Source organism: Streptococcus sp. ELY_125, assembly GCF_058314535.1.
The window spans coordinates 80,050-92,444 of sequence record NZ_JBZFUM010000005.1 but is presented as its reverse complement, the minus strand read 5'-3'; the positions used below and the strand labels follow the sequence as shown (position 1 = coordinate 92,444).

Genomic DNA, 12,395 nt, shown 5'->3' with positions numbered 1-12,395 from the left:
CAGATAAGGGAGGCGACTTTTTGAGAGATGGTCCGGCTAGTCAATGGCTCAAAGATGATGCCCATCGGTATGGTCTTATCGTTCGCTATCAGTTAAGTAGGAAAGCTATTGACCGACTTTATGGACGCGTCATGTCCATTTGCTATATTGGACAAGAAGCTAAAGAAGTATATAATTCTGGTTTAAGTTTGGCAAGAGTAATTTGGAATAGGGCTACTCCTATAGTTGAGCCGTTGGTATCCTCTTGCCCCCTCGTATAGCGAGCACTCATTGGAAGGATAATTTGGCTATGACAACTCCTTTCATCACGGTAACCGACCAATTCTCTTGTTCCTGTAGTATAAAATTAAAACAGCAATCACCAAATGTACTGACAAAAGGATATAAAAAGTTAAAAGAGTAGATTCAGGCTAGTGATTTCTCAGGGAAATCAGCTTGTTTCTGCTCTTTTTGCAAGGATTGCTAGCTTACGGTATAAAAGATTCCCTAATTTTTTCCAAATAGCAGTAGTGCTTGCAGCAGGAAAGGCAAATATCAGTTTAAAACGATATAAAATTAGTTTTATCAGCTTGGTGGCAATTGTTTCCAGCATGGGAATGCTGGCTAAAAACAAGATGAAAGTGAAAGGTACTAGGCAGGAAAATTCCTAAAGGAAAGATATCCTAGCAAATATTTGCTCATTATTTCACAATACTTTGCTGTGGAAATTGCTGAAAAACGTGCTATAATTGGTTTATATTAGACAGAAGTATGAGGAAAACTTTGTGAAATTTTTCAGTAAGATCACAGGTCTTCCTTTTCAATTGAGTAGAAAGTCAGGTAGGTAGATGGCAGAAGAAGCTATAAATTATGGTGCAGATTTGGTGATTGACAGTCTTATTAATCACAATGTCCCTTATGTTTTTGGGATTCCAGGAGCTAAGATTGACCGTGTTTTTGATACCTTGGAAGATAAGGGACCTGAACTCATTGTTGCCCGCCATGAGCAAAATGCTGTTTTTATGGCTCAGGGAGTTGGTCGGATTACTGGGGAACCGGGGGTTGTGATTGCGACCTCAGGTCCTGGTATCTCTAATCTGGCGACTGGACTGGTGACAGCTACAGATGAAGGTGATCCTGTCCTAGCCATCGGTGGTCAAGTTAAGCGCTCTGATCTGCTGAAACGCTCTCACCAGTCCATGAATAACGTGGCTATGCTGTCTCCAATTACTAAATATGCGGTTGAAATTCATGAACCTAATACCATTTCAGAAATTGTAGCGAATGCTTATCGCTATGCTAAATCTGGTAAACCTGGCGCTAGTTTCATATCGATTCCGCAGGATGTTACAGACAGCCCTGTTTCTGTCAAGGCTATCAAACCTTTGACAGACCCTAAATTGGGTTCAGCCTCAGTTGATGATATTAATTACTTGGCTCAGGCTATTCGCAATGCTGCCCTGCCCGTCCTCCTTTTAGGGAATGGTGCTTCAACCAGTGCAGTGACAGGAGCTGTTCGACGTCTCTTAGAGGCAGTTAAGTTGCCAGTGGTTGAGACCTTCCAAGGAGCTGGTATTGTTTCTCGTGATTTAGAAGAAGAAACCTTCTTTGGCCGTGTTGGTCTCTTTCGCAACCAGCCTGGTGATATGTTGCTGAAACGTTCGGATTTAGTCATCGCCATTGGCTACGATCCAATTGAATATGAGGCTCGCAACTGGAATGCTGAAATCTCAGCGCGTATCATTGTGATTGATGTTGAACCGGCGGAAATTGACACCTATTTTCAGCCGGAGCGTGAGCTCGTTGGTAATATTGAAGAGACACTTGAGCTTTTACTCCCTGCTGTTTCGGGCTACAGTCTGCCAGAGGGGTCTGTTGAATATTTACAAAATCTCAAAAAAGAGGTTGTTGAAGACCTGAAATTTGACCGTCAGTCCCCACAAGGTTTAGTTCATCCTCTGGACCTTATTGAAAGTCTGCAGGAAGCTGTTACGGACGATATGACGGTAACTGTTGATGTCGGCAGTCACTATATTTGGATGGCGCGTTATTTTAAGAGCTATGAGGCTCGCCACCTGCTTTTTTCCAATGGTATGCAGACTTTAGGGGTCGCGCTGCCTTGGGCAATTGCTGCTGCCCTTTTACGTCCTAATACCAAGGTTGTTTCTATCTCTGGTGACGGTGGTTTTCTCTTCTCTGCTCAAGAATTAGAGACAGCTGTCCGGTTGAAACTGCCTATTGTCCATATTATCTGGAACGATGGTAAATACAATATGGTAGAATTTCAGGAAGAGATGAAATACGGTCGCTCATCTGGTGTTGAGTTCGGTGCAGTTGATTTTGTCAAATATGCTGAAAGCTTTGGCGCCAAGGGCTATCGCGCTGACAGTAAGGCTTCCTTTGACCATCTTCTAAAGCAAGCTCTGAGTGAAGCAGCGAAAGGGCCTGTTTTAATTGATGTTCCTATTGATTACAAGGATAATATCAAGCTGGGCGAAACGATTTTGCCAGACGAATTTTATTAGAAAGAAAAAGAGGAGGGATCAGATATGGCTGATGTGATTAAGCTGTTTCAGTATAATACACTGGGTGCTCTTATGGCAGGTCTCTACGAGGGATCCTTGACGATTGGTGAACTTTTAGAGCACGGCGATTTGGGAATTGGTACCTTGGATTCTATTGATGGTGAACTGATTGTTCTTGATGGCAAGGCCTATCAAGCTAAGGGATCTGGAGATAAACCAGAAGTAGTTGAAGTACCGCTTGATGCCAAGGTTCCCTACGCAGCGGTCGTTCCTCACCAAGCAGAAGTCATTTTTCGCCAACGTTTTGAAATGACAGATAAGGAGCTAGAAGACCGTATTGAATCCTATTACGATGGTGTTAACCTCTTTCGCTCCATAAAAATTAAAGGGCACTTTAAAAAGATGCATGTCCGCATGATTCCCAAGGCTCAAAGCGGGGAAAAATTTGCCCAAGTGGCAACTATGCAACCTGAATACAGCATTGACAATATTTCTGGAACCATTGTTGGTATCTGGACGCCTGAAATGTTTCACGGCGTAAGTGTAGCAGGCTACCATTTGCACTTCTTGTCGAATGATTTAACCTTTGGTGGCCATGTTATGGACTTCATCATTGAAGATGGTACGGTTGAAGTGGGGCCTGTTGATCAGCTGGATCAGCGTTTTCCAGTTCAGGATCGAGATTACCTTTTTGCGAAATTAAACGTTGATGAGCTGAGAGAAGACATTGAAAAAGCAGAATAAGAACTAATACTATTTTTGAAATTGATATCACTAAAGCGACTGTATTTTAAGAATTACAGTACTATAACTTCTCCGTCCTCAATCTGACTGCATTAGGAATAATGATGATTAGATAACAAAAAACAGCTGACCGAAATTAGTCAGCTGTTTTCTTGTTGTCGAAAATGAAAAGTTTACTAAAAATGTAGTTGAGCAGGATAATCATTACCTGACTAATCGCACCGACAATAGTATCGACGGCATGAATATTGTCCCCTACAAATTGTCCGACGATATGAGGATATGTCTTAACAAAGATAAAGGTCATACCAAAGTCCAGCACCAGAGTGATCAAACGGGCTGATACAAACTTGATAAACCGACTGGGCCAGCCTAACCGCTCCTGATTAAAGACCCAGATGTCATTAGTGACAAAAGCAAAAATAATAGCGATGGCATTAGCCGAAACAGTGGATACTAGAGGCATAGTCGTCAGCGAAAAGATGGTAAAACGGCTGATCATATAGACCATAGTAGCTAGTCCGCCAAAAAAAAGGTATTTCATGGCTTCGTTATTCCAAGCCCAAATAATAAGTGATTTAATTTTTTTCATAAAAATACTTTAGCATAAAATGGCTGGTTATGCTAGAATAAGTATAAGTGTTTTATTTGAGTTTAGGAGTCATTGGCCTAAAACACTTGGAAGAAAAGGAAATAGTAAACAAAGTGCTACATTGACTATGTTTTTGTTAGTGTAGTCTGGGATTAAACAAGCAATTAAAAAGGAATAGATATTGTGAATATTTGGAAGTCCCTGATTTTGGCTCTATGGCTCATCAGTTTAGCCGTCATTTTTATTGGAAATGTCATCTTGTCTGATTTTGGCTTGCTCTGGGAGACAAGGATTATGCATATTGGTCTTATTTTATTTTTATCGGGTCCCAGCCTATTGTTATTACTCCTTGGTAAGCTGTCTTGGTGGAAGAGCTTTTTTCTGGCAGCTGTTCTGTCCCTTATCATTTTTACGATTACAACAACCGCTGGCATTGCTCCCTTTAATAATTACCGTGACCAAGGGCGATACCTGGTGACAGAAGAAGGATCCTTATTTGATACAGGCATTCATTGCGACTACCATCTTAAACGCCCCTATTGTACCATGGAAGAGAAGGTAGTTAAAACCGTTTATTTGGAGTAGAAACAGTCCAGCAGTTCCTCGCTTCTTACAAGCTACCGATCTATTTAAGGCATTCAAAGAGTCAAAGAGTCGAAAAACACCCTAATTGTTGGAACTTTTGTCTAATTTTGGGAGTGCGGCTTAATTCTTTTCGTGTTAGGAAAAAGTCAGGCTCAAACAGCTTGGCTTCTTTTTTTCAGTCGATTGTGCTATACTGGATAGGCTGTCTTGCGGCCCTTGACGCTTCTAATCCTTTCGTCAAGCATATTATAAGGGATGCCCCTAAAGGAGTGATTAATCTAATGAAATTTTCTGCTCGTGATTTACTGCAAATCGCTGTTGTAACAGCCCTCTACTTTGTTTTTACAGCTCTACCGCCTTTTAACGTACTTAGCTATGGTGCTTATCAGTTTCGTTTATCGGAAATGCTAAACTTTTTGGGCTTTTACAAGCCAAAATATATTATTGCCCTAACTTTAGGTTGTGCCCTTTCTAATTTCTATAGCTTTGGTCTAGTTGATGTCCTCGTTGGCAGCAGTCAAACTCTGATTTTTGTCAGCCTAGGTGTTTGGCTCTTTAAGTCCTATATGAATCAGACTATATGGGGGTACAACAAGGCTTTCTTCTACTTCAGCCTCCTATTTTCAGCTAGCATGTTTATTATTGCGGCTGAATTGCACCTTGTGGCTCAAGCTCCCTTCTTTTTAACTTGGTTTACAACAGCAGTTGGTGAATTCGCTTCCCTGCTAGTCGGTGGCTACCTCATCAGTCTTCTGTCCAAACGTGTTGACCTCTACCAATAGAGATGGGTAAAAGTCTTTTAACACTCAAAAAATCAAATGCTTATGTCAAGCTGGAGTCAGCAAGATCGTATTTTTGGTTTTCAAAGAGGAGTTAGAAGGCTTTTTGTCTTAATTCTCCCTTCATTTCGTGCTATAATAGCATTATGGAAAATCGTATCAAAGAGTTGGTTACCCAGTTAAACCACTATGCCAAAGAATACTATACCAAAGACAAGCCTAGCGTTTCCGATGCTCAGTATGACAAGCTTTATCGTGAATTGCTTGATTTGGAGGAGCACTACCCTGACTTAGTTCAGCCAGATAGCCCTACCCACCGTGTTGGGGGTCTGGTCTTGGATGGCTTTGAAAAGTATACTCATGAATATCCTCTTTTTTCTTTACAGGATGCCTTCTCTCGGGAAGAATTAGAGGATTTTGACCGCCGTATCAAGTCAGAATTTCCCCAAGCCTCTTACCTAGCAGAGTTGAAGATTGATGGCCTGTCCATTTCCCTGAGCTACCGCAATGGTCAACTAGTCATTGGAGCTACCCGTGGGGATGGTACTGTTGGTGAAAATATCACCGAAAATCTCAAACGCATCAAAGATATTCCCCTGAGCTTACCTAATAACTCCACCATAACGGTAAGGGGAGAAGCCTATTTGCCCAGAGTGTCTTTTGATGCTATCAATGCCAAACGGCGAGAAAATGGGCAGGAGGAGTTTGCCAACCCTCGCAACGCTGCGGCAGGTACCCTGCGGCAGCTGGACACAGCTGTAGTGGCCAAGAGAAACTTGGCTACTTTCATCTATCAAGAAGCAGGAGAAACCAATTTTGCGACCCAAGAAGCAGTTTTAGAGGGCTTTGAAAAGCTAGGCTTCACTGTTAATCAACGACGTATTGTAACTTCTTCTATAGCGGATGTTTGGGATTTTATACAAACCGTTCAAGCGGAGCGCGACGATCTACCTTACGACATCGATGGTATTGTTATTAAGGTTAATAGCCTAGCTATGCAGGAGGAGTTAGGCTTTACGGTTAAGGCTCCTCGCTGGGCGATTGCTTATAAATTTCCTGCTGAGGAAAAAGAGGCAGAGCTTCTCTCAGTTGATTGGACAGTTGGCCGAACAGGAGTTGTGACACCGACAGCTAATTTGACACCAGTGCAGCTGGCCGGAACAACAGTTAGTCGAGCGACTTTGCATAATGTTGATTATATCGCGGATAAGGATATTCGCATCGGCGATAGGGTATTGGTCTACAAGGCAGGCGATATCATCCCAGCAGTACTCAATGTAGTCACAGATAAGCGAACAGACCAAGTTCCTATGATAATCCCCGAACATTGTCCGTCCTGTCAGAGTCAGCTGGTCCACTATGAGGATGAAGTGGCCCTGCGCTGCGTCAATCCACGCTGCCCAGCTCAACTTAAAGAAAAGCTGATTCATTTTGCCAGCCGTGATGCAATGAATATCACCGGTCTGGGACCGTCAAATATTGAAAAAGTCTATGAGGCAGGATTGGTTGAAGACGTTGCTGACCTCTACCAGTTGACTCCAGAAAAGCTCCTTAATCTAGAAGGGTTCAAAGAAAAATCAGCCCAAAAGCTCTATCAAGCAATTGTGGCTTCCAAGGATAATTCGGCAGAAAAACTCCTCTTTGGTCTTGGAATTCGTCATGTCGGTGCCAAGGCTAGTCGTCTATTGCTAGAAACTTTTGGGAACTTGGACGAATTGATAGCGGCAGATTTTGATGCTATTGCTGCCATTGATAGTCTGGGGCAGGTTCTTGCCCAATCCCTCAAAGATTATTTTGCGACCGCAGGAGCACAGCAGCTAATGGCAGAGCTGCATCAAGCTGGACTGAACTTTGATTATCTAGGTAAGCGAGTGGCTGCAGATGCTCAGTTATCGGGCTTGACCATTGTACTAACTGGCAAGTTGACCGACCTGACTCGGACTCAGGCCAAAGAAAAGTTAGAAGCGCTAGGTGCCAAGATTACAGGTTCGGTTTCTAAAAAAACAGATATCGTTGTTGCGGGAGAAGATGCTGGTTCTAAACTGAGTAAGGCTCAAGAACTGGGGATTACCGTCCAGGACGAAGAGTGGTTAATTAACCTATAGGAGAAAAAGATGGCTCAAAAGCGTGCACGCCTGATTTATAATCCAACATCAGGCCAAGAAATTATGAAAAAAAATGTAGGCGAAGTACTGGATATTTTAGAAGGGTTTGGCTTTGAGACCTCTGCCTTTCAAACGACTCCAGATCCCGACTCAGCCAAAAACGAAGCGAGTCGAGCTGCCCAAGCAGGTTTTGATTTGGTTATTGCGGCAGGAGGAGACGGGACTATTAATGAGGTTGTCAACGGTATTGCTCCGTTGGGGAATCGCCCTCAGATGGCAATCATTCCAACAGGAACAACTAATGATTTGGCGCGGGCGCTCAAGATTCCAAGAGGCAAGCCTATCGAAGCAGCCAAGGTTATCGGGAAAAATCAAACCATTCAGATGGATGTTGGTCAAGCGCACGGCGATTCCTATTTCGTTAATATTGCAGCAGCGGGTACGCTGACTGAACTCACTTACAGTGTCCCCAGCCAACTAAAAACGATGATTGGTTATCTAGCCTATTTGGCAAAAGGGGTAGAACTCCTGCCTCGTGTTCGGACGGCTCCTGTCAAGATCACCCACGATCAGGGTGTTTTTGATGGTGAAGCATCCATGATTTTTGCGGCTATTACCAATTCAGTCGGTGGTTTTGAAACGATTGCTCCTGATGCGAAACTTGATGATGGAATGTTTACCTTGATTATTATTAAGACGGCCAACCTGATTGATATTGCTCATTTAGTCAGAAAGCTTCTTCAAGGTGGTAAGCATATCGGGGATCGGCGTATTGAGTATATTAAGACGAGTAAAATTGTCATCGAACCCCAAACCAGTGAGCGTATGATGATTAACCTAGACGGTGAATACGGTGGTGATGCTCCAATTACTCTGGAAAATCTCAAAAATCATATTGAGTTCTATGCTGATGCAGATGAGATTTCTGATGATGCACTGGAGCTCGATACAGAAGAGTTAGCTCTCGAAGCTATCGCTCAAAAATTCTCACACGAGGTTGATGAACTTGGTGATGACGATGATTAGGCTCATCAATATTTGAGCGAAAGCAAATACTTAAAAAATCAGACTGAGCGACGTAGCATTTTTATGGTCTAAAACGCTCTGGGAAGAGAGCGTTTTGAGCTGCCGCTTTACAATCATGGAGTGGTGAGGACCAAAATTATGACCTAACCTGAGGGTCAGACAAACTTAGTTTCTGTCGTTGAAGCAGGGATAACTTATAAGGTTTGAGAGAGCTTTTAAGGTGGGGAGGTGAGACCAGCAGAGCTGGCCTCATAAGTAGGAGAACGAATCGTGACATTTCGAAGAGTATAGCGATTCATTCTAAATAAAGACTGATCCAAACCGAGGCGAGCTAGATTTTTTTGCTTGCTTCGGTTTTTATCTTAGGCTACATCAGGTGTGTAAGAAGAAATTATCATTAAAAATTCCGAACAATCAGTTATAAAAGTCAGCAATAGGTAAAACAGTTTTCAGTAAGCCTTTACATTTTGCAGGAAATCGTTGACTTTCCCAGCAAATAGGACTAAAATTAGTGGGTAAAAAAATTTAAAGGAGAATTCTATTATGAGTTTAACAATCTTAGGTCTTGGCCTCGCCGTTATGGGGGTATCAATTGGTGAAGGGATTCTTGTTGCCAATGTCGCCAAAGCTGCAGCACGCCAGCCAGAAATGTTTGGTAAATTGCAAACCTTGATGTTTACTGGTGTTGCCTTTATCGAAGGGACCTTCTTTGTTCTTTTCGCCTTGAGTTATATCGTGAAATAGAACATTACAGGAAGAAAGAAGGAGGGATAAGGTTTGGAATCAACTGAAAATCCAAGCGTATCTTTTTTAGGTATTGAGTTTGATTTGACCATTTTAGCAGTCTCTCTCTTAACGGTTCTCATCATTTTCCTCTTGGTCTTTTGGGCTAGTCGTAAGATGACTTTGAAGCCAAGTAAGAAGCAAAACGTTCTTGAGTATGTGTATGAGTTTGTTAACAATACTATTTCTCAGAGCTTAGGAAGTTATACAAAAAATTATAGCCTCCTTCTATTTGTTATTTTTACCTTTGTCTTTACGGCCAATAATATTGGCCTGGCGACAGCTATTAAGACACAAAAGTATAATTTTTGGACTTCTCCAACGTCGAATTTTGGGGTTACCATTACTCTCTCCTTAATAATTGCGCTTGTTTGCCACTTTGAGGGGATCCGTAAAAAAGGGGTCAAAGGCTATTTGAAAGGCTATTTGCAGCCCTATCCAGCCATGCTGCCCATGAATATCCTTGAGCAGTTCACAAATGTTGCTTCACTTGCTCTGCGACTATTTGGTAATATTTTCTCAGGTGAAGTTGTTACAGGTCTGATTTTGCAGCTCTTTGCTTATTCAGCTTTTGCCTTTCCACTATCATTTTTGCTCAATGGGATTTGGGTGGCTTTTTCAGCCTTTATCGGATTTATTCAAGCCTATGTCTTTATCATCCTAAGTTCAAATTACATTGGTGGTAAAGTTAATGATTAACCAAGAAAGAGAGGAACCTTATGTCTATACTTATTAATAGCACGACGCTTGGGAATATCATTATTACAACTGGTTCTGTCCTTTTATTGATATTCTTGATTCGTAAATTTGCTTGGAAACAATTGACAAGTATTTTCGAGCAGCGTCAAGAAAAGATTGAAAAGGATATTGATGATGCTGAGAGCGCTCGTAAGGAAGCAGAAGGTTTGGCTCAAAAACGTCAAGCTGAGCTGAGTGCTGCTAAAGATGATGCAGTTAAAATTATTGATGATGCCAAGGAGACAGGTCAAGCGCAAGGTAGCAAAATTATCGCAGACGCGCGTGCTGATGCTGAGCGTTTGAAAGAAAAAGCTAACCAAGATATTGCTCAAAATCAAGCTGAAGCCCTCACCAACGTGAAGGGAGACGTGGCAGATTTGACTATCTTGCTGGCAGAAAAAATCATGACAAAAAATCTGGATCACTCGGCCCAGTCAGAGTTGATTGACCAGTATCTTGATCAGTTGGGAGATGCCTAATGGATCGTAATACACAAGCTATCGTTGAGCAATATGCTGAGGGCCTAAGTCAGTTTGCCCTTGAGAGAAATCTAGTCTCTGACATTCAGACGGAGCTTGCAGCCTGTTTGAGTGTTTTTGAGGAGACTGACCTCAGTACTTATCTGTCCAGTTTCGCGCTTGCTCATGATGATAAGATAGCCTTAATTAGTTTGCTGCAGAAAGAACTCTCTGCTTATCTGAAGAATTTTCTCACAGTTATTCTAAACAATGGGCGTGAAAGTCTTATTGAGCCGATTTTTCGGACTGTTCTGGATAAACTGCGTCAAGAAACGCGAGAATTTCCATTGACGGTAACAACGGCTGTTCCCCTGAGTAACAGCCAGCAGGAGCGTCTGCTTACACTGGGCAAACAGCGGTTTGATATTGAAGCCAAGGAATTGAAGCAAGAACTGGATCAAGCAATCATTGGTGGCTTCGTTTTAAAAGCCAATAATCAAATTATTGATACCAGCATCCGCAGTCAATTACAGCAATTAAAAAATAATCTTAAATAGAAAGTGGTGTGACTTTTGGCCATAAATGCTCAAGAAATTAGTGCTTTAATTAAAAAGCAAATTGAAAACTTCCAGCCAAATTTTGACGTCACTGAAACTGGAGTAGTAACCTATATCGGTGATGGCATTGCCCGCGCTCGCGGTCTCGATAATGCCATGGCTGGTGAGCTGCTCGAATTTCAAAATGGTGCCTATGGTATGGCTCAAAACCTTGAGTCAAATGATGTTGGTATCATTATCCTAGGTGATTTTTCTGAAATTATCGAAGGTGACACTGTCAAACGTACTGGTAAAATTATGGAAGTTCCAGTTGGTCCGGAATTGATTGGCCGCGTGGTTAACCCGCTAGGTCAGCCTGTTGACGGACTTGGCGATATTAAGACCAGTGCAACTCGTCCTGTTGAAACGCCTGCCCCAGGTGTTATGCAGCGGAAGTCTGTTTCTGAACCTCTGCAGACAGGTCTCAAGGCTATTGATGCCCTCGTTCCAATTGGCCGCGGTCAACGTGAGTTGGTCATCGGTGACCGTCAAACTGGTAAAACATCCGTAGCGATTGACGCTATTCTGAACCAAAAGGATCAGGATATGATCTGTATTTATGTTGCTATTGGACAAAAAGAATCAACAGTTCGTAATCAGGTAGAAACCCTTCGTAAATATGGCGCTCTTGATTATACCATCGTTGTGACGGCCTCTGCCTCGCAACCATCACCCTTGGTTTATATCGCTCCTTACGCTGGTGTTGCAATGGCAGAAGAGTTCATGTACAAAGGGCAGCATGTCTTAATTGTTTACGATGATCTCTCCAAGCAAGCTGTTGCCTATCGTGAACTTTCCTTGCTTTTGCGCCGTCCTCCTGGACGCGAAGCTTACCCAGGGGATGTCTTCTATCTCCATAGTCGCCTTTTAGAGCGTTCTGCCAAGGTTTCAGATGAGCTAGGCGGCGGTTCTATCACGGCCCTCCCCTTCATTGAAACACAAGCTGGAGATATCTCCGCCTATATCGCAACCAATGTTATCTCTATTACTGATGGGCAAATCTTCTTGCAGGAAAATCTCTTCAATTCTGGGATCCGTCCAGCCATTGATGCAGGATCATCTGTCTCACGGGTTGGGGGGTCTGCCCAGATCAAAGCTATGAAAAAGGTTGCAGGTACGCTCCGTCTTGACTTGGCTTCTTATCGTGAATTGGAAGCTTTCACTCAGTTCGGATCGGATCTGGATGAAGCTACTCAGGCTAAATTGAACCGTGGCCGCCGTACCGTAGAGGTACTTAAACAGCCGGTTCATCAACCGCTTCCTGTTGAGAAGCAGGTGCTGATTCTCTATGCTTTGACGCATGGTTTCTTGGATAGTGTCCCAGTCAATGATATCCTAGCTTTTGAACAGGCTATGTATGATTATTTTGATGTGCATCATGCCGATATATTTGAAACTATTCGTACGACTAAAGACCTCCCTGACGAAGCAGCACTCGATGCTGCTATCCAAGCCTTTAAAGTTCAATCATCATTTGAATAAAGG

At 42.6% G+C, this 12,395-nt stretch carries 14 protein-coding genes and 1 riboswitch; of the genes, 13 read left to right on the top strand and 1 reads right to left on the bottom strand.

The genetic code is table 11. The annotated features are described in order from the left end of the window. Nucleotides 1-20: 20 nt before the first annotated feature. The 4 genes from AC4HAL_RS03765 (at nt 21) to budA (ending at nt 3,248) form a co-directional block, all read left to right on the top strand. Nucleotides 21-260: a hypothetical protein gene (locus AC4HAL_RS03765; protein WP_491093049.1), complete on the top strand. Its 240-nt coding sequence runs from the start codon at nt 21-23 to the stop codon at nt 258-260. A gap of 153 nt (nt 261-413) precedes the next feature. Then, complete coding sequence (locus AC4HAL_RS03760; RefSeq protein ID WP_491093048.1) at nt 414-650, top strand: hypothetical protein; 237 nt, start codon at nt 414-416, stop codon at nt 648-650. Nucleotides 651-827: 177 nt separating this feature from the next. Beyond that, nucleotides 828-2,504, top strand: a complete 1,677-nt coding sequence (gene alsS / locus AC4HAL_RS03755) for an acetolactate synthase AlsS (protein ID WP_491093047.1) — start codon at nt 828-830, stop codon at nt 2,502-2,504. Nucleotides 2,505-2,528: 24 nt separating this feature from the next. Then, nucleotides 2,529-3,248 (top strand): acetolactate decarboxylase, encoded by a 720-nt coding sequence (budA, locus tag AC4HAL_RS03750; RefSeq protein ID WP_491093046.1) that lies wholly within the window; start codon nt 2,529-2,531, stop codon nt 3,246-3,248. A gap of 136 nt (nt 3,249-3,384) precedes the next feature. Here budA and AC4HAL_RS03745 read toward each other — a convergent pair whose 3' ends face one another. Beyond that, complete coding sequence (locus AC4HAL_RS03745) at nt 3,385-3,840, bottom strand: GtrA family protein (RefSeq protein WP_491093045.1); 456 nt, start codon at nt 3,838-3,840, stop codon at nt 3,385-3,387. 183 nt (nt 3,841-4,023) lie between these two features. On the opposite strand from AC4HAL_RS03745, the gene AC4HAL_RS03740 reads away from it, so the two are divergent. The 9 genes from AC4HAL_RS03740 to atpA all read left to right on the top strand — a co-directional run bounded on the left by AC4HAL_RS03740 (nt 4,024) and on the right by atpA (nt 12,392). Further along, nucleotides 4,024-4,425, top strand: coding sequence for an ABC transporter ATP-binding protein (locus AC4HAL_RS03740; protein ID WP_447453038.1), 402 nt, complete (start codon nt 4,024-4,026; stop codon nt 4,423-4,425). Nucleotides 4,426-4,609: 184 nt separating this feature from the next. Continuing rightward, nucleotides 4,610-4,704: riboswitch (PreQ1 riboswitch) on the top strand. Between the two features lie 2 nt (nt 4,705-4,706). Next, nucleotides 4,707-5,207 carry a QueT transporter family protein gene (locus AC4HAL_RS03735; RefSeq protein WP_491093044.1) on the top strand — a complete coding sequence of 167 codons (501 nt, stop codon included), beginning with the start codon at nt 4,707-4,709 and terminating at the stop codon, nt 5,205-5,207. A gap of 143 nt (nt 5,208-5,350) precedes the next feature. Next, nucleotides 5,351-7,309, top strand: coding sequence for an NAD-dependent DNA ligase LigA (ligA, locus tag AC4HAL_RS03730; protein WP_491093043.1), 1,959 nt, complete (start codon nt 5,351-5,353; stop codon nt 7,307-7,309). 9 nt (nt 7,310-7,318) lie between these two features. Continuing rightward, nucleotides 7,319-8,335, top strand: coding sequence for a diacylglycerol kinase family lipid kinase (locus tag AC4HAL_RS03725; protein WP_491093042.1), 1,017 nt, complete (start codon nt 7,319-7,321; stop codon nt 8,333-8,335). 543 nt (nt 8,336-8,878) lie between these two features. Next, on the top strand, nt 8,879-9,079 hold the full coding sequence (locus AC4HAL_RS03720; protein WP_491093041.1) for a F0F1 ATP synthase subunit C: 201 nt from the start codon (nt 8,879-8,881) through the stop codon (nt 9,077-9,079). 33 nt (nt 9,080-9,112) lie between these two features. Further along, nucleotides 9,113-9,817 carry a F0F1 ATP synthase subunit A gene (gene atpB, locus AC4HAL_RS03715; RefSeq protein WP_491093040.1) on the top strand — a complete coding sequence of 235 codons (705 nt, stop codon included), beginning with the start codon at nt 9,113-9,115 and terminating at the stop codon, nt 9,815-9,817. 20 nt (nt 9,818-9,837) lie between these two features. Beyond that, nucleotides 9,838-10,335, top strand: coding sequence for a F0F1 ATP synthase subunit B (gene atpF / locus AC4HAL_RS03710; protein WP_491093039.1), 498 nt, complete (start codon nt 9,838-9,840; stop codon nt 10,333-10,335). Continuing rightward, complete coding sequence (locus tag AC4HAL_RS03705) at nt 10,335-10,871, top strand: F0F1 ATP synthase subunit delta (protein ID WP_491093038.1); 537 nt, start codon at nt 10,335-10,337, stop codon at nt 10,869-10,871. Before atpF ends, AC4HAL_RS03705 begins: the two co-directional genes overlap by 1 nt. Before the next feature lie 15 nt (nt 10,872-10,886). Beyond that, complete coding sequence (gene atpA, locus AC4HAL_RS03700) at nt 10,887-12,392, top strand: F0F1 ATP synthase subunit alpha (RefSeq protein ID WP_491093037.1); 1,506 nt, start codon at nt 10,887-10,889, stop codon at nt 12,390-12,392. The last annotated feature ends 3 nt before the right edge of the window (nt 12,393-12,395 follow it).

Excerpts from the sequence above, each read along its gene's own strand:
- AC4HAL_RS03745 (WP_491093045.1), bottom strand. The coding sequence starts at position 3,840 with ATGAAAAAAATTAAATCACTTATTATTTGGGCTTGGAATAACGAAGCC.
- AC4HAL_RS03735 (WP_491093044.1), top strand. The coding sequence starts at position 4,707 with ATGAAATTTTCTGCTCGTGATTTACTGCAAATCGCTGTTGTAACAGCC.
- atpF (WP_491093039.1), top strand. The coding sequence starts at position 9,838 with ATGTCTATACTTATTAATAGCACGACGCTTGGGAATATCATTATTACA.
- alsS (WP_491093047.1), top strand. The coding sequence starts at position 828 with ATGGCAGAAGAAGCTATAAATTATGGTGCAGATTTGGTGATTGACAGT.
- AC4HAL_RS03705 (WP_491093038.1), top strand. The coding sequence starts at position 10,335 with ATGGATCGTAATACACAAGCTATCGTTGAGCAATATGCTGAGGGCCTA.
- AC4HAL_RS03720 (WP_491093041.1), top strand. The coding sequence starts at position 8,879 with ATGAGTTTAACAATCTTAGGTCTTGGCCTCGCCGTTATGGGGGTATCA.
- budA (WP_491093046.1), top strand. The coding sequence starts at position 2,529 with ATGGCTGATGTGATTAAGCTGTTTCAGTATAATACACTGGGTGCTCTT.
- AC4HAL_RS03725 (WP_491093042.1), top strand. The coding sequence starts at position 7,319 with ATGGCTCAAAAGCGTGCACGCCTGATTTATAATCCAACATCAGGCCAA.
- ligA (WP_491093043.1), top strand. The coding sequence starts at position 5,351 with ATGGAAAATCGTATCAAAGAGTTGGTTACCCAGTTAAACCACTATGCC.